Genomic DNA, 20,412 nt, shown 5'->3' with positions numbered 1-20,412 from the left:
TAGATAATTTGAGATATAATTCTCAAAAATTAAATTGTTGTTTTTATGCAATATTCTTTTCGAAATATACACACTCTAGAATTTTGTAATCTAAATCTAACCTGAATATTGCATGAGAAGAGGTTTATGGTATGGTTGTATGAATTTTGAAAATTAAAAATTAGCAAAGTAGAGAAAAGGGGGTAAAAATGCTCTAAAATCGATAATTTTCTGATTTTAGATAAAATCCCCCCTTACCCCATTTTATCTAAGCACCGGGAACAGTGCTAATTTAGCTCATTCTAGAGCTAAAACCTGCAATATATTATTCCATATATGCTGATAAGGATATGAAGAAGATAGCAGAAACTTGATACGTCTGCTATTGCGAATAATTACTGCTCCGATTTTGAACAATTTCAAACGTATCGTTCCTACCTGTGCTTTAGCTAATTCAGTACCCTGCAAAAACTTGTCACGTATATATTCTACTAATGTATAGGCAAGACTCGATAAAATTAGTTTGAGTTGATTAGCCGACCATTTATGGCATGAAGTGCGATCGGCAAATAGCTCTAACTGTTGCTCTTTTATACGATTTTCCATATCTCCACGCATACAGTAAATTTTATCATATAAATCTTCTGGCTTACCTGATAGATTAGACACTGTTAACAAAGCTTATTTAATTGATGAATTAATGGATTTTTTAGCGAAAATTAATAAGATTTTTGCTGGAATAGTGTACCTATTTCAAAAAAATCTTATAATTTGCAGCAAAAAAGACTTTATTCACCAACTAAATAAGCTTTGTTAACAGTGTCTAGTTACTATATATCTTGGATTCTCGCCAAGGCTAGTTACTTCTGCTTTTCCAACTATCGTGCGCTGACGACTCCAACTATCGGCCTGATATTTAAATTCACTAAAAAAGCGTTGCTTCTTTTAGGTTCTGTGAAGTTTTCTAACGAAGCCATATAAAAGCTCCAACAAATTGCAAAAAAGACAAGAAATCAGTAGCAGTTTTATCAAATCTCGAAAAAATTCGTCTAAAATGTTTAATTTTACCAAAAAAACATTCGATCGAATGACGTTCTTTATAGATATGTTTATCGTACTCCCTTTGCTGTTTTCGGTTCTTTTTTGATGGAATAACAGCTATACAATTTTGCTCTTCAAGCTGCTCAATAAAAGCATTGCTATCATATGCCTTATCGGCAAGGAGCATAGTATTTTTAATATCTTTAACCAATGAGTTGGCTTGTGTAATGTCATGTCTTTGACCTGCAGTTAAAATAAACTTTAAAGGATTACCAAGAGCGTCAACTAAGGCATGGATTTTAGTAGTAAAACCTCCTTTACTACGCCCTAAAGCTTCTTGATCTTGGCTATCTTTTTTATAACCTGCTGAGCATGCATGGGCACGAACTATAGTAGCGTCAATCATTGTTGATTCCATGTCAGGATTAGCTTGTACTTGCTCAAACAAATCGGTCCATATTCCTTTATTAGACCAAGTTTTAAACCTCATATGCACTGCTCGCCATGAACCATAAACACTCGGTAACAACCGCCATTGGCATCCTGAACGTGTTATGTACCATATTGCTTCAATAAATCGTCTAAGCTTATCCTCATTTCTTGTTTTTATATCTTTTCTTTTTCTTAATATTTCAATAATTTGTTGCCATTCTCTGATTTTTATATGATAATTCATTCCGGTAGTGTTTTTGATTGTCTAAAATAGAAAATACACTACCTCTCCTTCTTTTTAATTTATTTTTTTACAAAACTTCACAGAACCTAATTGTTTAGTCCCAGGATGTGGTGGTTAGGGTTAATAATAAATTTATTTGGATCAGATGTCCATGTTTTTATGATAAATTCATAAGGAGTTAAACCTTTAAGAGCTTTAAGTCTTTTTGCGAAATTGTAGGCATTGATAAAATCATATAAATGTTGTTTAAGTTGCTGATGATTGTCATAATAAAAACGTTTAACAGTTGCCTCTTTAATAGTACGATTCATACGTTCTACCTGTCCATTAGTCCATGGATGATTAACTTTTGTTAGCCTGTGTTCAATATTGTATTCATAGCAAATACGATCAAAAATATGCATCCAAGCATGCTTATCTACTGTTCTGTTAGTAAATTGAATACCATTATCTGTCAAAATAGTATGAATTTTATAAGGTATAGCTTTAATTAAATTACGAAGAAATTGTGCTGTTTCTGTCTTGGTACATCTTGGTAAAAGTTCTACATACACAAACTTTGAAGTGCGATCAATAGCAACAAATAGATAGAGTTTACCTTCTTCTGTTTTGACTTCAGCAATATCTATATGGAAATAACCAATTGGATAAAGTTTAAACTTCTTCTTGGTTTTGTTATTTCCTTTTACTTCCGGTAACCTACTAACATTATGGCGTTGAAGAAGTCTATGTAAAGAAGATCTAGTAAGCTTGGGAATACTGACTTGTAAAGCATATAAGCAATCATCTAAAGATAATAAAGTGTGTTTACGAAATGCTATACACATAGCTTCTTCTTCAGAAGTTAATACTGTAGAAGATGGTTCTTTGGGACCCATACAAGTATCTTGTAATGTAGTTCGTTTCTTCCACTTAGCAACTGTTTTAGGATTAATAGAATATTTTCTTGCTAAAGTCTTTAAGCTCTCTTGACTATTTTGGATTGCGAAACGTATTGCCTCTGTCGTTTTGGCACAGCCGTGTAATATTTGTCCCATAATTCCTCTCTTGATGGTAATTCTTTATAATATACACCATTACACCCTGGGACTAAACACCTAGTAATTGTAAAGGCTTCGTTAGATTGTTTCATAGTAGGCTCAAGCAGCTTGTTAAGTCTAGTATTTTGGGCTATTCCGACTATATATTGTACATTATTTTCATCGCACCAATCCAGCATCTGATGACGGCAAAATCCACTATCACCACGAAAAACAATCTCAACCTCAGGCCATGATTGACGAAAACGCATTACTTATCTTAATGTTTTCTTAGTAAACAGGTTTATAGGCTTTGTCTTTTCAAATATTTTCTTTTAGCCAAATTAGGAATTTTTTAAACCAACTAGCATCATTAGTATCCGTAACATTAAAATTATTCTTTTGTATTTTTAAAGATTGGTTTTTTACCATACCTATAGCAGTGGAGTATATATGGGGATTATAATCTTCAGCGAAACCCGGTAATATCTCTGGTTTACCAATTCGTACTTGTTTCTCAAAAATTTTGCTTGCTAGTTCTTTTACTCCTCGAAGCATTGCCCCTCCTCCGGTAATGACAATGCGATACGCGATCATATTGCCTGCTAAAACTCTATCATGCTCTGCTTGAACCATCAATAATATTTCTTCTACTCTTGGGCTGATGACCTGTGCAAGATATTTTGAGGTAATTGGCGGTCTGCCACTATCAGGAATTTCCATTTCGAAATCTTCTAAATTAATAATATTATCTTTATCAAGAGAAGATGGCATTGCATTACCATGTAGGATCTTGAGTTTTTCTGCAACGTTCAGGCTTACTGAAAAGACTTTTGCTATATCAGATGTAACATGAAAACTACCTATATCTATGTAGCTTGTATATATTAACTTGCCTGAGACAAACACCCCGAAAGAGGTAGTTCTTGCTCCCATATCAATTATAATAGAGCCAAGATTTTTTTCATCTTCTGAAAGACAAGCAATTCCTGATGCATAAATTGCTAGTATAATATTATTTATTTCAACATGACATTTTGCAAAACAATTGGTAATATTCATCAGCATATTAGAACTTGCTGTAATAATATGTAATTCACATCCTAATTCTCTACCAAACATCCCGATTGGATCTTCAATAGCATTATTATCATCAAGAGTAAATTCTATAGGAAAATAATGAATAATTTCTTGGTCTTTAATCTTGAACTCCAATAAGGCTTTTTTGATAAGTTTTTTGATATCTTGTTGTGAAATTGGTTGATTAGAAAGTTTTATTTTACTATTTGCATAATAAGACTTAGTGCCATAGCCTGTTAGTGATATAGTTATTTTTTTTATGTTTTTACCGCAATCTTTTTCTAATGCATAAATCGCTCCAACTATGCTATTTTCTGCATCTTTTAAATCTAATATGACTCCTGATTTAATACCTTTCGAGTGATGCAAAATCTGGCTTACTATTTTTGCATCCTCTCTTTTGTCAATATATGCTGCAATACCAGCTATTTTACTACTACCAAGGTCAAGAGTCACAAAATTAGACAATAGGGCTTTCATAATTTCTAATATTTTTCTATATAAGACTTACTAGAATCTCGTAAATCTATAGTTTTATAATTCTGATTAAATAATAAATTTTTCATATCCAATCCTGCAAGGTAATCTAAAGCATGGTCAAATCCTAAACTTGGCATTTTAACATTTATACCTTGCTCTAAATTTAAATCCCACCGCCTCTCTCCGTAACGTACGGAGGAGATGATTTTCTTAGCTAATTCAGGGTGTCTAGCTAAATCTTTAATTAATTTGCTAGTATAAATATTAGCATCCGATCCCACAACATGTAGAAGATTAGAGAACATACCTATATCATTGGTAATTTTATACCCTTCCTCATCAATAAGGAAAACTTTCCCATTAAACTGCCAGATAGCAATAGGCACTCTCTCAACTAATCTTATGTAAATAGTGTTAGGTAACCTTCTCTCGATAATTGCAACATTTTTAATCCAAGGATTGCGTTCTAAATTACCCTTTATTGCCCCCATATCTAGAGAAAGAATAGGTGTACCCTTATCAGCATTTAAAGTAGCCAATATATCTTCTTCCTTGGTATTATATTGCCCTTCTATTAAAACATTTTCAAGTTTAAAGCCAATATCAGAAGTAAATTCGTAAGTATTTTGGATAATTTCTTGTCTTATAGGAGCAAAATAGCTAGTAAAGAACAATGCAGACAGCAAAACCACTAGGGCAATTTTAATAAAAAATACCACTCTAATATACAACACTGCCAACTTTCGTCGCAGCGGTATATTGGCTTTTTTCTTCTTATTAGACGCTTTATTCCTCTTCATGTGTCAATACATGCTGTTTCTAAAATTCTTTCAACTAGTGTACGGAAATCCATCCCCTGTAAGGCAGCTATTTCTGGTATAATCGATAAGGGGGTCATACCAGGGTGAGTATTAACTTCTAGAGTAAAAAATTCATTCTTGCTTTCATCAAAAATAAACTCCGCTCTAACTACACCTCTGCAATTCATGGTTTGATATATTTTTTCCGACTCTTCTAATAACTTATTATACATATTCTGTGGTAGTGGAGCTGGACATAAATGCTCAGCAAATCCATCTGTGTATTTAGTATCATAAGCATAAAAACGTTGTTTCAGGAGTTTTATTTCCAATACCCCTAAAGCCTTGCCATTTAGAACGGCTACCTGCATTTCTCGCCCCTTAATATATTTTTCAATCATTACCTGATCACCATAAGGAAAATCATAATCAGCAAAATTAAAATCATCTTCAACAAATATTACTTCAACGCCTATACTTGATCCTTGAGCAATAGGTTTTATCACATATGGTCTTGGCATAGGATCGTCCCTGATATTATCAGATTTATTAACTACAATACTCTTGGCTATCTTAATACCATTAGCAACAAACCATGCTTTTGCATGTGTTTTACTAAATGCTAAAGAAGAAGCAAGAACACCACTATGAGTATAAGAAATCCGTAGGATATTGAGTAATCCAGGCAGACAACCATCTTCACCATAAGTGCCATGCAAACAATTATAAACTATATCAGGCTTTATCTGCAACAATACTGAAGCAATATCTACTCCCATATCTATAAAAGTAACTTTATACCCACTATCTACCAAAGCTTGGTTAACTCCCGAAGACGATACTAAAGACACTTCTCGCTCAGCCGACATACCGCCACCTACTACTGCCACATGTTTTTTTCCTTTATCGCTTAATATTGTAACCTTAGAATTGGCAATAAAGCTTGTTTGATATTTATGCATATTTCCCTATTCGTTTAATTTCCCATTTTAGACTAATTCCACTATCTTCAAATACCTTCTTTTTAACTAGATCACCCAAATCTTCCAAATCACGAGCAGAAGCATTACCGTGATTTATCATAAAATTACAATGTAACTGCGAAATAGAAGCCCCACCAATTTTGTATCCCCTCATACCAGCTTTGTCAATTAATTGCCATGCTTTATGATTTTCTGGATTAGCAAATGTACTACCACCAGTACGTTCTTTAATCGGTTGGCTTGCTAGTCTATTTTTATTTATTTCATTCATTTTTTCTAAGATCGTATTACTATCTCCTATAGTTGTCTTAAAGATCGCCTTAGTTATAATCAAATCTTGTGGTAAATTATTGCCACGATATTTAAAACCTATCTCCTTATTATGGATGGTGATAAAATTCCCTCTAGAGTCTATTGCTTCAATTGCTAAAATAATATCTTTAAATTCCGAGTTATAGGCACCAGCATTCATCACCACTCCACCACCTATAGTACCTGGTATACCACTTAGAAACTCGAAGCCAGTAATTGAATGTATCTGACAAAATTTAGCGAGATTAAAATTAAGGCAACTACTTCCTACCGATATTTGATTATCCGGCATTAATTCTATATTGGTAAAATTTCGACCAAGTTTTATTACAATCCCCTCTATACCACCATCTCTAATAATAATATTTGATCCCGCCCCTAAAACAGTTATAGGTCGTTGTTGTTGGTTTTGTGCTACAAAATCTGCTAAAGCCATTGAGTCTAATGGTTTAAAAAATATCTCCGCAGGTCCACCAACTTTAAACCAAGTTAGATGACCTAGATTGTAATTATTCCTATATTCACCAAGTAATTCCATAATTATAAAACATCTACTTAACAGATTTGTTGAGGTTAGCAAATTGCTGATGTAAATTATTTGCCCAAGCAGAAATACTCCCAGCACCCATCATAATTATTATATCATTTGGCATAGCCTCCTTGGCAATAATGCCAGCTATATCCTCGTGATTCTCAATAAATGATACCATTACATGGGATTTAGTATTTTTGATTTTGTTTACTAAGTTTCTTCCCGTTATACCATCTATTGGCTGTTCACCGGCAGCATATATATCTGTAATATACAACTGGTCAGCGTCAGAAAAACAAGTTACAAAATCATCAAATAAATATTTAACTCTTGAATATCTATGTGGTTGAAAGATTGCTATAACCTTACTATTTCGCTTATTAGCAATATTTCTTGCCGTAGCAAGTGTAGCTTTTACTTCCTCCGGATGGTGAGCATAGTCATCAATTATCGTAGCATTGTTATATTCTGCCACTTTAGTGAATCGGCGTTTTATCCCCTTAAAGCTATTAAATCCATTTTTAATAATTTTGATACCAAAATCAAGCTCTACAGCTATCGCAATAGCAGCAAGAGCATTAAGGATATTATGTCTTCCTGGGGTAGGTAAAGTAATTCTCTCGATAGTTGTTACGCCATGTACATTAGGTAAACTAATTCGCACATCAAAAGTTGATGATTCAATATCAGAATCTAAATTAAAGGCTTGTATGTTAGCATCATCCGAATCTATTCCATAAGTTATGACTCTACGCTCAACTATGTCATTTACTAGTTTTCTAACAACTTGATGATCAATACAAACAATTGCAAAACCATAAAATGGTAGATTAGTTATAAAACTCCTAAAAGCCTTAATTAAACTATCAAAATCATGGTAGAAATCTAGATGCTCAGGATCGATATTAGTTATCACTGCAATTGTCGATGGTATGTGAATGAAAGTTGCGTCAGACTCATCAGCTTCGGCTATTAGGTAATCCCCAGACCCAAGATATGCATTGGTAGATCTATTATTAATAATACCACCATTAATTAACGTTGGGCAAAGCCCAGCTGCTTCAAATAAACAGGTAACAAGTGATGTGGTAGTAGTCTTACCATGAGAACCGGAAACTGCTACGGAGCATTTTAGCCTCATTAATTCAGCAAGCATTTCAGATCGCCTAATTATTGGTATCTTTCTACGTAAGGCTTCCTGAACTTCAGGGTTATCTTTATTGATCGCCGACGAGATCACTACATATGAAACATCAGTGATATTTTGGGCATGATGACCAAGGAAAACCTTAATACCATTATTTTCTAGCCTTTTAGTATTATAATTTTCTGCTACGTCAGAACCCTGCACTTTATATCCGAGATTATGTAGTATTTCGGCAATGCCGCTCATACCGATTCCCCCGATTCCTATAAAATGCATAGTGTCAAGAGTTCCATTTATTTTTTTTAGCTCTAATAGAAACATGGTGTATAATAATTAGTTGTTAATCTCTTGCATAATCAGTTTTTAACTAAAGGTCAAGCTCTAATGATTTGAGTATACAACAATTATACTGTACACTAAGCGTTATTAGAGAAAAATTGTAAAAAATATTATAAGCTAACCCGTTTAATATTTATCCATAAAAAACTATAATGCCCCCTAAAATAGGACCAAAAAAAATAGATTAATCCGAGTAAATTTATTAAAAACAAGTAAATTGAAAGGAAAGAAAATGAGTATTAAGAAACAATATGCACCAGGATTTAAGGCGAAGTTAGCTATAGAATTAATTAGTGATAAAAAGAGTGTAGTGGAGATTAGACACTGTTAACAAAGCTTATTTAATTGATGAATTAATGGATTTTTTAGCGAAAATTAATAAGATTTTTGCTGGAATAGTGTACCTATTTCAAAAAAATCTTATAATTTGCAGCAAAAAAGACTTTATTCACCAACTAAATAAGCTTTGTTAACAGTGTCTAATTGAGCATAATATTAAAATCAGTATGGATCATAAAGGTAGGTGCTTTGATAATATACATATTGAGAGATTGTGGAGAACAATAAAACAAGAAGCAATATATTATTATAAGCCTGAAAGTATAGCTGATTTAGAGAAAATACTGAATTTATTAAGTGGTATAACAATGAGAGACGACATCAATCTCTCAATTATAAAAGACCAGCTGATGTTTATCGGCCAATAAAAGAGAATTAACTATGTTGAAATTTTGTATTATCTGTATTTTTTAATTATAAAAAATAGTTAATTTCTAAATAGTTAAAAACGGATTAACTTATTTTTTTGGTTTGACAATTGGGGTCACTATATACAACCTAGTGTTTTTGCTAGTTTTGTGATATAGTCTCAGTCAGTATTAATGAACTTAATACTTAATAAGTAATGAATGCCTTTATTGCTTAATGATGTATTCTTATGGATGAGAGAATTATCATGGAATATTACGATGATATTTTAAAATATTTTGAGTGTATATATACGTTTATAAAAAGGAAAATGTCCTTTAATAAATTGTATAATTAGGTTATAATTATTAATTACAATAAATAATATTATTTAGATTTATGTCAAATATCAGTCCTAGAGTTGATATAGCCTTCAAAAAAATCTTCGGTGTTGAAGAGAATAAGGATTTGCTTATTTCTCTGATCAATTCAGTTGTTTCCAAGGAAGATCAAGTAACAGAAGTAAAACTTCTCAATCCATATAACCCAAAAAACTTCAAGAGCGATAAATTGTCAATTTTAGATATTAAAGCACAAGGAGAAGATGGAAAAAAATTTAATATCAAAATCCAAATTACTGATGAAGCTGATTATAATAAAAGAGCCCTGTATTATTGGGCTAAATTATATACTGAGCAATTAAAAACCGCTGAGGACTATGCTACTTTATCAAAAGCGATTGGCATTCATATATTAAACTTTACTTCTATTTTAAATGAAGAGAAGTATCACAATGTCTTTCACATCGTAGAAAAAAATAGTGGTTTATTATATTTCAAAGATTTAGAGTTGCATACTATTGAACTAAATAAGTTTACCAATAATCTAAAAGAACAGCTAAGTGACTTAGTAAAGAAGGTGAAAACCTCCCTTGACAGATGGAGTGCTTTTTTAACTAGAAACGATTTGCTGAACAAAGACAATTTATCGAAAGAGTTAAATGATGCGAGTCTTAAAAAAGCTCTGACAGTGTTAGAGGTGATGAATTTTACTGAGGAAGAAAGGGAAACATATGAAGGCCAAATCAAATGGTTTCGTATGGAATTTAGTGCTCTCAAAAAATATGAACAAAAATATAGAGAAGAAGGTATCCAAATTGGCGAAGCTGGATTAATAAAAAAGATGCTAACTAATGGTAATTCTATCGAAACAATATCTAAAATGACGGGGTTATCTGTTAATAAAATAAAAAAATTAATATGAGGAAATTATGATATATTGCAACCAATCTAACCAAAAATCCTATCCTTTTGTTCTACCGGATTTGCCCTATGGTAAAGGTAATCTTGTGCCACATTTTTCCTCTGAAACTTTTGACTATCATTATGAGAAACACCATCAAACATACGTAAATAACTTGAACAATTTGTTACAAAATAATCAGGAATTACAAAAAAAAAGTTTGGAAGAGCTAATAATTTACGCAAGTATAAAGCCAGATGAAGCTGCCATATTTAATAATGCAGCACAAATATGGAATCATAGTTTCTTTTGGCATTCTATTAAGCCTTCAGGTGGAGGAAAGCCTGCTGGTATAATGTTAGATCAATTAAATAAAGATTTTGGTAGTTATGAAAATTTTGCTACTGAATTTAAGCAAGCGGCAATAAGTCAATTTGCTAGCGGTTGGGCATGGCTAGTATCTAATAATGGTAAATTACAAATAGTAAAGACCAGTAATGCTGAAACTCCTATTACTAAGTCTATGAAACCTTTGCTTAACTGTGACGTTTGGGAGCATGCGTATTATATAGATTACCGCAACAAACGTCCAGACTATGTTTCAGTTTATATAGAACATATGATTAATTGGCAATTTGCTGAAAGTCATCTTTAAAACTACACATGCAGCTTTGGAAGGTTTTAGCCCACAACTGTCGAAGGTTAGAAGAGGAAGGGGGTTTAGAGGCTATAATGGCAGTTTAAAAGTTGCGGGCAAATAAAAATTGACAGTAATCTGTCCTGTTAATTGGTATTGCTTGCAATTTTATCCTCTTGGCTTTTGTAAATTATACTCAACATAATTTAACATCTTTTCTCATAGCGTAAGTTTTGTAAATATTAGTGATTATTATACAATCATTTGTAGCTGATAATTAGCAATTATATATCGTTATTACTTGATATCTTTCAGCGAGATTGTATTATGCTATAATGGTTTAATATAGTATTTGTTGTTAACTTATATTTAAAGTTTATGGAGTTATTATCATGGCAACACCACAAAATACAGTTCTCTCTCTCTCAGGAGGTGGAGTCAAAGGGATCGCTCAATTGGTTGTGCTTGCAGAAATTGAAAGAATTACAGGGCAACCTATATACAAATTATTTAACGGTGGTATTGCTGGTACTAGTGTCGGTGGAATACTCGCAATTTTATTGACACTCCCTAAAGAAAAAGGGTCAACAGAACCGATGTTTTCGGCAGCAGAAGCTTTAGAGTTATTCGAAAATAGTGCTGCTGATATTTTCCCACAAAAGTTTGGAGGAGGACTCCTTAAAATATTTAAGCATCAATATAGTCAAAAACCTCTTAAAGCCATGCTAGAAAAATATGCAGGTGATAATAAATTAGGTGATAGTTTATCTCGTCTTTTTATTACTGCTTTTGACGTAAGTGGTGAAGCGGATGATCCTAATAAAGTTTTTGATAGTTTTGATCCTGTTGACAAAGATATTTTTATGAAATTGGCCGCTCTTTGGACCTCAGCTGCTCCTACCTATTTTAAAGCTGTTGATGGTTTTGTTGATGGAGGTTTATGGGGTAATCGCCCAGCCGCTTCAGCCCTAAAAAAGCTTAAGGAAGGGTTAAATACTGAACAGCAAAGCGAAGTGCTAAAAAATACGACGATTTGTGCTCTTAATTTTGAATCCCCGAATGTACGAGAGATACCATCAAAAAAACTTGACGGTCAGATAGGTTGGCTAACTAAGGGAAATCTGGTAAATAAAATTTTAAGAGCTAATGAAAAGGATGCCACGGATGAGGTTAGGCGAGACTTGCCGGAAAAAGATCAATTTACAGAAATTATACTTAATCTACCAAAAGAATGTACAAAATTAGATAATGTTGCCCCGTCTAATATAGCTAAATTAAAAGAGGTTGGTAGGAAATATATAGAAAATAACAAAGAATCACTTGAAAAATTATGTACAAAATTAGTTGAGAATATTGCCATTAGGGAAAATGCTTTAAAAGCTCATGAAGAAGAAGTTAATGTTGATCAGTCTGATGTTTCTAGTGAGTCATTGACTAGTGATATTGAAAACAGTAAAGATAGTTCTAGCGTTGTTAGTAACCGCTTAATATCAGAAGAATTTGAGGCAAAACTAGCGATAAACTTAAATGAACAGCAAGTTGATGCTTTAAAAGAAGGTTTGATGAAATTAACGCCTAAGGAATATGAGCTTCTACAAGTATTCTTACAAGGATTAAATGATGCGCAGCTTGTAGCTTTGTCCAAGAACCTTCCTTTAATTGCTGATGGCAATTTTAAAAATACCAATATATCTGAATTTAGTAATTTTCAGAATAAGTTCCTAAAATTCTTCAGCTCAATGTTTGAACATGAAGATAATATTATTAATGATGCCCTTAGCTGTACTCAACAATATAATCAAGAATGCCATAATGATGAAGTAAGGTGCGATGGAATAGAGTTGGTATCTTATGTTGATGCATGCTAATTGGGATGTAGTTAAACCTGATTAAGCTCTTAATATTGCTATAAGTTCTAAATGTTATTGTGAGAACGAGATGTTTTGTCTATTCACCGGATTCGAGAAAGATTGCTAAAAATAATGAGAACCATGCCAAATTAATGGCAATACCAGGGGTAGGTTTAATAACTGCAACGGCATTAACAGCCTCAATTGGCAGCAAATTTTGAAAATGGTAGAAATACCAGCATGGCTCGGCTTATTGCCAAAACAGCACTCAACTGGTGGAAAAGAAAGGTTTCTAGGAATTAGTAAAAGAGGCGATGTATATTTACGTAATTTATTAACCCATGGAGTCCGAGCAATTTTTACAGCTAGGGTGTTAAGAACTAAGAAATTGGATAAAGTAACAGATGATAAGAGCAAATTCACTGATTAAATGTTCAAACTACAAGAGAGACGAAGTTATAATACCAGTGTAGTGGCGGTGGAAAATAAATTAGCAAGAGTAGTATTTGCGGTACTGAGAAGTGATGAGAAATATAGTGAAACAAAAGTATGTTACTAAAAGTTTAATATTAATTATTTTTATGATGGAGGCTGATTTTTAAAAAATTTAAATAATTAAGGTTTAAATTTTTTAAAAATCAGCTAGTCAGGAGAAAATCAAAAAAACTATTGGTGAATCTAGAAGTACAAAAAAGCTTATTTCAAATAGTGGAGTTAAAAAATATACTTCAAGTGAGAATAATAAAAGTTATCTTGATGAAGATAAAATCCAGCAAGATGCACAGTGGGATGGGTTGCATGGAGTGATTACCAACGATAAAACGATAAGTGCCAAAGAAGCCATTGGTAAATATGCCAGATTGTGGGTAATTGAAGCGCAATTTAGAATCAATAAACATAATTTGCAAATGCGACCAATTTTCCATTGGACAAGCAAGCGAATTGAAGCACATATTGCTATGTGCTATATGAGTTTTGCTGTACTAAAACAAATAGAATATAAAGTAGCCCTGACGCAAAAAATCAGTGTAACTAATATAGTTGAGTTATTAATGGGAGTACAATCTTCAATTTTAAGACATACAACAACAGGTGATCTTTATAGGCTACCAAGCAACATGAAAAACGAGGCAAGAAGAATTTACAAAACCTTCAATCTCAAGCGAGCAGACCAGGTTGAAATATATCCAAAATAAGCAAATAATGTTGTGCCTAAAAATCTGCGCCCCTTATATCTATGCTCTTTCCAGCCTTATGCTTTATAAAAAGTTGCGGAAGTTGGGAAGAAACGGAATGCCATAGAGCCGATAGATAATAGGGCATCTTAAAAGTTATGGTAGAGTTGGCAGAAACTGCTTAAAAGGAGTAATAGGGGTATCGTTAATCCGTTAATTTCCGCTGTAGGATTGAACTTACGGTGTATCGCTAACACTACAATTGTAGATTTCAAAAACTAGAAACCATATTATAAAGAAAGCTCTCAAATTTTCCATAATTTATTTAGTCTACAACTGTAGTGCTAGGTTATAAGAACGAACAACCGTAATCGCGAGCCACGAAGTGACGTAGCTATAAAAACAGCATACTGTTGCAATTTTTGGATTGCTTAGTCGCCTAGACACTGTTAACAAAGCTTATTTGATTGATGAATTAATGGATTTTTTAGCGAAAATTAATAAGATTTTTACCGGAATAGTATACCTATTTCAAAAAAATCTTATAATTTGCAGCAAAAAAGACTTTATTCACCGATTAAATAAGCTTTGTTAACAGTGTCTAAAGTGGCTTCTCGCAATGACGCCGTGCTGTTTTCCCTGTGACTTTTAAATGCCATGCGTAAAGTAATGAGTAAAGTAACTTCTCGTAATGACATTTAAGGCTTATTAGTGTCAGCTATATAGTTACAAAATTAGCTTTTTAGATAGGCTAAAAGAATAATTTTTACAAAAAAATAATAACTTCTTTGCTAATATGTGTTAGAATCCTAAGTTAAGGTAATCAATTATTTTAGGTTAATGGATAAGGTATTAAGTTCCGTTCAAGAATATATTAAGTCTGGGGAGTATTTTGTTGATGCTAGAAGATGGTATAATTTTGAGTATATATATCCGCTTGTGCAAAGATCATTTTTGTTGATATTTGTTATAGTTTTCCTTACATTATTTCTAGGTATGGTGGTTAGTTTTAACAGTTTATTACCAGCAGTTCGTCAGATAAGATACGCAATTAGTGCTGAATCTCTTAAAAGTGCAACAATAATTAATGCTAATCATATAAAAAATGATGCAATCAATTCTATTGCAGATATTATGATTAGAAATTATGTGATACACAGAGAATCTTATGATTATGATTTTCTTCGTCCTCAATTTATGTTTATTCAGAATAGTTCTACACGTATAATATTTAGACAATTTGCCAATTTTATGAATATTGATAATTCATTGTCACCAGTTATGCGTTACCAAAGGGCTTTAAGGCGTTCTGTTAATATATTATCAGTGATTTATCATAAAAATAATAAGGCTGAGGTTATGTTTACATCGGTGGCAAAAAACTCCGTTAATGATATTTTGGAAAATATGGTGTGGCAAGCTACAATAAATTTTGAAATAGATGCAATTAACATCCATTTAGCCCCTAACTCAAAATTTAATTTTGTTGTCACTGGTTACAAACTTAAGTTAATAGAAGATAAAAGTAAGAAATAAGATGAAGCAATTAATAATATTTTTTATGGTAGTATTTTTTGTCAATACTACGTTAGCTGTTAGAGAATCTAGACCATTATCAATCGACAGTAGAATTAGGATAATGGTATATAGCCCTGATGATGTATTTAAGTTCACCGGATATTACGGTTATCAAGCTAGTATAGAGTTAGCAAAAGAGGAAGAAATAGTTAGTATTTCTATGGGGGATACTACTTCTTGGCAAATAGTACCAGCTGGTCATCGAATTTTTATTAAACCAATGGAACAAGATGCTACAACTAATATGACGATTATTACTAACAAGCGGACTTACTTTTTTGAACTATATGCTGCAGAAACCTCAGATATGAGGGATCCAGAAATGGTTTTTAATTTAAGGTTTATCTATCCTGATGATGAGAATTCTGGAGATTATTTGCAAAATTATGTTACATCCTCAGCTAACATTGATTTATCTCATCCTGAGAAATATAATTTTAATTATTCGATAAGTGGCAATGAATCAATCGCCCCAATTAAAATTTTTGATGATGGAGTGTATACTTACTTACAATTCAGAGATAAGAATGCTGAGTTACCAGCTATTTTTGCAGTTGATGAAGCTCTTAGAGAATCTATGGTAAATTATCGACTTGCCCAAGATAATGCTAATATGGTGATTATCGAACAGGTATTTCACAAACTATCAATACGTCATGGTAAGAAAATAGTGTGCGTATTTAATGAAGCATTTAAGCCATATTAGACTTTATAGCTCCTGCGTCATTGCGAGAGGCTACTTTAGTGGCAACGAAAGTTAGAAGAGGAAGCTGTTTTAGAGGTCATTAGGACAACTTAAAAGTTGCGAAAAAATAACGAGGTCATTGCGAGGAGGCATAAGCCGACGAAGCAATCCATTTCTAATTACTTTATGGATTGCTTCGTTGACCTACGGTCTTCCTCGCAATGACATTGTCCTTCTAAGAACGTTTCCTCTTATAATTTTTGGCAGCTGTGGGGCTTACGCCTACTCACAATGACTTTGGAGTTAACCATATGCAGGAAGTGTATTAATTAAGTTAAGTAGCAATGTTTCTAGAAATTATATATATCTCAAAAATTTTATATTTTTTAATATTACTGGTATTAACTAGTGGTTTGTTTATAATGTTAACCAGTGATAATTATGTTCGTAAGATTATTGGGCTAAGTGTCATGCAAAGTTCGGTACTAATTTTTTACCTGATGCTTGGTAAGGTGAATGGCGGTATTGTACCAATTGAGCGTAGTTTGCCGCAGGACTCTCAGCTTTATGTAAGCCCGTTACCCCAGGTATTGATGCTCACAGCTATTGTTGTTGGTTTTGCTACATTATCATTAGGGCTTAGCTTGATTTATCGTATTTCTAAGCAATTTAATACTATATCGGAGCATGAAATTAATTTTAGCGAAGCGACTACGAATGATTGGAATAAATGATATTAATTAAACATTTTCCCGCTCTGCAAGTATTGCTGCCATTTTTTGGAGCATTATTTTCAATATTAACCTTTCGTTATGTGCTTGCCACTCGAATTATAGCAGTTATTTCGATTGCACTAAGTTTATTTTTAAGTATTTGTGGTTTATCAGCAATTAATAAAGGTGTCGTGTCGTATGATTTTGGTAATTGGCATGCACCTATAGGTATTGAATATAAGCTAGATTATCTGAACCAACCTATAATCATTTATATTAATGGTGTATTATTATTTTTTCTAATTTTTTGTAACAAGTTGCTTACAACTACCGTACTTAAATTTATTGATAACAAAAGGCAATCGTTATTTTACTCACTTTTATTATTTGCCCATAGTGGGTATCTTGGTATATTAAGTACTAACGATCTTTTTAATCTTTATGTATTTATTGAAATATCTTCATTAAGTACCTATGCACTAATGGCACAGGGCAATAACCCCAAATCTGTCATCGGTGCTTTTGATTATCTGATGCTCGGTACGGTTGGGGCAACTTTAATATTAATAGCCATTGGGTTTTTATTGAGCATTACTGGCAGCCTTAATATGTCAGATGTTTCGATGCTGCTTCAAACCAATTATGACTGTAAAATAGTTAAACTAGCTATTAGTTTTTTTCTAATTGGTGCTATATTAAAAACGGCTTTTTTCCCTATGCATTTTTGGATGGTTAGAGCATATTCCTCAGTTGCTCCGATCATTTTGACATATCTCGCTAGTATCTCCAGTATAATGGGTCTTTATATAATATTGAGGTTCATTCATTTTACCATTAACTATAGCGTAATCATTAATGATCTAGCAAGTTTTATCAAACCGATTTCTTTGGTAACTATTATGTTATGTACATATTTTGCTTGTCGTAGCCAAGAGAAAGTCAGAAATATTGTTATCTATTCTTCGGCAGTACAGATTGGTTATATGTTTTTGCTTTTAGTTATTCCTAGAGGTGAATCACTGTTATTTCCCTTTTTGTTTGCTGATAGCATTAACAAGATTGCTTTATTTCTGATCATTGCTTATTCTGATATTTCGAAACCGTTTAATATGTTGTGGCGGGTCTTGGTAGTTTTTAGCCTAATTTGCAGCTGTGGTTTGCCAATAAGTAGTATGTTTTTCATTAAGCTTAGTATTTTTGAGTTGCTGGTTGTGGAAGATATGTGGCTAGAGTTGGTGATTATTGTTATAAGTTCGGCTATGTCGTTACTTTATCATTATAAAATTGCCAAAAAACTATGTTGGCATCACTCTAATTATACACTATTACAGTCTAGCACTAAGTATAAATATAGTGGGCTAATTTTTGTTAGTATAATGCAATTTCTCCTGCCAATATTCTTAAACCAACTACAAATATTAGGGGGACAGTAATGTACCCTTCTGTTACTCCTAGTTTTTTGATTTTATCAACTTTACTTCTAGCTATGCTAAATTTAGTTACTCCCTTTATTAGTAATAGTGATAATAATACGCGTAACTCCTTATTAATTACCATTAGTAGCTTCTTTTCTGTCAATATTTTAATTATTGATTGGTTATTCCTGAAAGGAGTAAGAGCCAATCTATCAATAAATATATTCAGTAATTTTGCTATTGGATTGCATTTAGAAGCGTTAAGCCTCATTTTCTTAACCTTACTGAGTTTCTTATGGATTTGTGCGTTAATTTACACCACAAAATATTTGACAATTAATAATATTGATAATTCTAGTCGCTTTTTATTCTTCATTAATCTAAGTGTATTATCTGGTGGGCTGGTAGCATTATCTTCAAATCTTTTTACTATGTTTATTTTTTATGAAATATTAACATTATCAACTGCTCCATTAATTGGTCATAGTGGTGGAGACAAAGTTATGGTCGGGGTCTATAAATATTTAAAAATATTGATGATCTCGGGGATATTACTATTCTTGCCAGCCCTAATAATTATTTATGCTAAAGCAGGGCATGGTGATTTTACATCACAAGGTTTTATCGAACATTATTTTTCTAGGAGTCAAATAATAATTTTATTATTAATGTTTATTTTTGGCATATCGAAGGCAGCCTTATACCCTTTGCATCAATGGTTACCAGCAGCAATGGTAGCACATTACCCAGTAAGTGCCTTACTACATGCGGTGGTAGTTGTTAAAACGGGGCTTTTTTGTATTTATAAAATTCTAATATATATTTTTGGTCTTAAATATTTACAATCTATTTTTGTAGAATTTAATTGGGTTATTTTCTTCCCTATTATTACCATATTTTATAGTTCCTTTAAAGCCTTAACTAGTGATAATATTAAGAAGATTCTAGCCTATTCTACGATTAACCAGTTAGGGATAGCTTTATTGAGTAGCTTCATGTTTACCTCAAAATCTATAGGAGCAGCTATCCTACATTTATCCTCACATTCATTCACTAAAATCTGTTTGTTTTATGGGATGGGAAGTATTTATAGCTTAAAGAAAACTAACCAAGTCTCTGACCTGATCAATGCTGGTAAAGAAATGCCAAAAACCAGCTTTATGGTATTTATTGCCAGTTTATCCTTAATCGGTATTCCTCCTTTTGGTGGTTTTATTAGTAAGTTTTATATTATGTTGGCAGCTGCCGAACAGAATCAAATATTAGTTATGGGGGTACTGGCTTTAAGTACGTTATTCTCTGCCCTTTATTTAGCAAAGCTTGTGATATTTATTTATAAGCCAACTATAGCTAATAGTTCTAAAATGGTTTTAGAACATAAATTGCCCAATTCCATGATGGTTAGCTTAATTATATGTTCATGTTGTATCATATTATTTTATTTTATACAGATTTTTATTAAGAAGTTTTTTATATTTATATAGTAAGCTGCTCCGTCAGTGTGCCAAGCAAAGTGCGTAAGTAATAGCTGGTGAGAATCCAGTCTACGTAAAGAATAGCCAACAGCGTAGAACCAAAATTGATGCAGCATGAGGTAACAAGTGTTGTAAAGCTCCCGGATTCCGCAGTTTTTAATAAAGCATAAGGCCGGAAGGGCTATAGATGTAAGGGGTGCAAATTTTTAGGCACAACATTATTTGCTTATTTTAGATATATTTCAACTTGGTCTGCTCGCTTGAGATTAAAGGTTTTGTAAATTCTTCTTACCTCGTTTTTCATGTTGTCTAGTAGCCTATACAGATCACCTATTGTTGTATGTCTTAAAATTGAAGAGTGTAATATTAAATGAGGCTTTACAGATGAACAACATTTGTAGTATAATCAAGTACTTTGAAGATATTGGCTACGAATGTTGGGGTATATTTGTTTGTGTACATATAACTAGCACACTCACCTTTTGTTTGTTGCTTCCACTCTTCAGGTCATTCAAATATATATTATATATACAAGAACCTAGGCTTAAATTATTTAAAAAATTATAA

18 protein-coding genes and 4 pseudogenes are annotated in these 20,412 nt (G+C 32.5%); 12 read left to right on the top strand and 10 right to left on the bottom strand.

The features are described 5' to 3' along the window. Nucleotides 1–276 precede the first annotated feature (276 nt). From AAGD39_RS05540 to murC, 10 genes and pseudogenes are all read right to left on the bottom strand, one after another. Complete coding sequence (locus AAGD39_RS05540; protein ID WP_375359766.1) at nucleotides 277–648, bottom strand: transposase; 372 nt, start codon at nucleotides 646–648, stop codon at nucleotides 277–279. Nucleotides 649–792: 144 nt separating this feature from the next. Continuing rightward, a pseudogene (locus AAGD39_RS07060) lies at nucleotides 793–864 on the bottom strand (hypothetical protein); the annotation flags it as partial. Nucleotides 865–943: 79 nt separating this feature from the next. After that, complete coding sequence (locus tag AAGD39_RS05535; protein WP_341756183.1) at nucleotides 944–1,696, bottom strand: IS5 family transposase; 753 nt, start codon at nucleotides 1,694–1,696, stop codon at nucleotides 944–946. A gap of 86 nt (nucleotides 1,697–1,782) precedes the next feature. Next, nucleotides 1,783–2,733 carry an IS481 family transposase gene (locus AAGD39_RS05530; protein ID WP_341756386.1) on the bottom strand — a complete coding sequence of 317 codons (951 nt, stop codon included), beginning with the start codon at nucleotides 2,731–2,733 and terminating at the stop codon, nucleotides 1,783–1,785. Then, nucleotides 2,655–2,978, bottom strand: a pseudogene (locus tag AAGD39_RS05525) (transposase); the annotation flags it as partial. The gene AAGD39_RS05530 and the pseudogene AAGD39_RS05525, both read right to left, overlap by 79 nt. Nucleotides 2,979–3,036: 58 nt before the next feature. Further along, the gene (gene ftsA, locus AAGD39_RS05520) at nucleotides 3,037–4,275 is read right to left on the bottom strand and encodes a cell division protein FtsA (RefSeq protein WP_341756384.1); all 1,239 of its coding nucleotides are present in this window, start codon (nucleotides 4,273–4,275) and stop codon (nucleotides 3,037–3,039) included. 5 nt (nucleotides 4,276–4,280) lie between these two features. Then, the gene (locus AAGD39_RS05515; protein ID WP_341756383.1) at nucleotides 4,281–5,075 is read right to left on the bottom strand and encodes a cell division protein FtsQ/DivIB; all 795 of its coding nucleotides are present in this window, start codon (nucleotides 5,073–5,075) and stop codon (nucleotides 4,281–4,283) included. Continuing rightward, nucleotides 5,072–6,037 carry a D-alanine--D-alanine ligase gene (locus AAGD39_RS05510; protein ID WP_341756382.1) on the bottom strand — a complete coding sequence of 322 codons (966 nt, stop codon included), beginning with the start codon at nucleotides 6,035–6,037 and terminating at the stop codon, nucleotides 5,072–5,074. The genes AAGD39_RS05515 and AAGD39_RS05510 overlap by 4 nt, the downstream gene beginning before the upstream one ends. After that, the gene (gene murB / locus AAGD39_RS05505; protein ID WP_341756381.1) at nucleotides 6,030–6,908 is read right to left on the bottom strand and encodes a UDP-N-acetylmuramate dehydrogenase; all 879 of its coding nucleotides are present in this window, start codon (nucleotides 6,906–6,908) and stop codon (nucleotides 6,030–6,032) included. Before murB ends, AAGD39_RS05510 begins: the two co-directional genes overlap by 8 nt. A gap of 13 nt (nucleotides 6,909–6,921) precedes the next feature. Further along, the gene (murC, locus tag AAGD39_RS05500) at nucleotides 6,922–8,370 is read right to left on the bottom strand and encodes a UDP-N-acetylmuramate--L-alanine ligase (RefSeq protein WP_341756380.1); all 1,449 of its coding nucleotides are present in this window, start codon (nucleotides 8,368–8,370) and stop codon (nucleotides 6,922–6,924) included. Nucleotides 8,371–8,879: 509 nt separating this feature from the next. On the opposite strand from murC, the pseudogene AAGD39_RS05495 reads away from it, so the two are divergent. From AAGD39_RS05495 to AAGD39_RS05440, 12 genes and pseudogenes are all read left to right on the top strand, one after another. Beyond that, nucleotides 8,880–9,106, top strand: a pseudogene (locus AAGD39_RS05495) (integrase core domain-containing protein); the annotation flags it as partial. Nucleotides 9,107–9,474: 368 nt separating this feature from the next. Then, nucleotides 9,475–10,338 carry an Rpn family recombination-promoting nuclease/putative transposase gene (locus tag AAGD39_RS05490; RefSeq protein WP_341756379.1) on the top strand — a complete coding sequence of 288 codons (864 nt, stop codon included), beginning with the start codon at nucleotides 9,475–9,477 and terminating at the stop codon, nucleotides 10,336–10,338. Nucleotides 10,339–10,345: 7 nt separating this feature from the next. Continuing rightward, entirely contained in the window at nucleotides 10,346–10,972 is a 627-nt protein-coding gene (locus AAGD39_RS05485; RefSeq protein WP_341756378.1) for a superoxide dismutase, read from the top strand. Nucleotides 10,973–11,346: 374 nt separating this feature from the next. Further along, entirely contained in the window at nucleotides 11,347–12,822 is a 1,476-nt protein-coding gene (locus AAGD39_RS05480; protein ID WP_341756377.1) for a patatin-like phospholipase family protein, read from the top strand. Between the two features lie 110 nt (nucleotides 12,823–12,932). Then, a pseudogene (locus AAGD39_RS07055) lies at nucleotides 12,933–13,157 on the top strand (transposase); the annotation flags it as partial. 77 nt (nucleotides 13,158–13,234) lie between these two features. Continuing rightward, nucleotides 13,235–13,363, top strand: coding sequence for a hypothetical protein (locus AAGD39_RS05470; protein WP_341756375.1), 129 nt, complete (start codon nucleotides 13,235–13,237; stop codon nucleotides 13,361–13,363). A gap of 244 nt (nucleotides 13,364–13,607) precedes the next feature. Then, a complete protein-coding gene (locus AAGD39_RS05465) occupies nucleotides 13,608–14,000 on the top strand; it encodes a hypothetical protein (RefSeq protein ID WP_341756374.1) in 393 nt (130 codons plus the stop codon). 819 nt (nucleotides 14,001–14,819) lie between these two features. Next, nucleotides 14,820–15,515, top strand: coding sequence for a VirB8/TrbF family protein (locus tag AAGD39_RS05460; protein WP_341756373.1), 696 nt, complete (start codon nucleotides 14,820–14,822; stop codon nucleotides 15,513–15,515). Nucleotide 15,516: 1 nt separating this feature from the next. Further along, a complete protein-coding gene (virB9, locus tag AAGD39_RS05455) occupies nucleotides 15,517–16,263 on the top strand; it encodes a P-type conjugative transfer protein VirB9 (protein ID WP_341756372.1) in 747 nt (248 codons plus the stop codon). Nucleotides 16,264–16,607: 344 nt separating this feature from the next. Next, complete coding sequence (locus tag AAGD39_RS05450; protein ID WP_341757245.1) at nucleotides 16,608–16,976, top strand: Na+/H+ antiporter subunit C; 369 nt, start codon at nucleotides 16,608–16,610, stop codon at nucleotides 16,974–16,976. Beyond that, nucleotides 16,973–18,388, top strand: coding sequence for a proton-conducting transporter membrane subunit (locus tag AAGD39_RS05445; RefSeq protein WP_341756371.1), 1,416 nt, complete (start codon nucleotides 16,973–16,975; stop codon nucleotides 18,386–18,388). The genes AAGD39_RS05450 and AAGD39_RS05445 overlap by 4 nt, the downstream gene beginning before the upstream one ends. Next, nucleotides 18,388–19,854, top strand: a complete 1,467-nt coding sequence (locus AAGD39_RS05440) for a proton-conducting transporter membrane subunit (protein ID WP_341756370.1) — start codon at nucleotides 18,388–18,390, stop codon at nucleotides 19,852–19,854. The genes AAGD39_RS05445 and AAGD39_RS05440 overlap by 1 nt, the downstream gene beginning before the upstream one ends. Nucleotides 19,855–20,412: the final 558 nt, after the last annotated feature.

The sequence above is a fragment of the Candidatus Tisiphia endosymbiont of Nemotelus nigrinus genome (genome assembly GCF_964026475.1).
Classification (GTDB): domain Bacteria; phylum Pseudomonadota; class Alphaproteobacteria; order Rickettsiales; family Rickettsiaceae; genus Tisiphia.
Note: the sequence above shows the minus strand (reverse complement) of the source record. Positions and strands in the feature narration are given on the sequence as shown.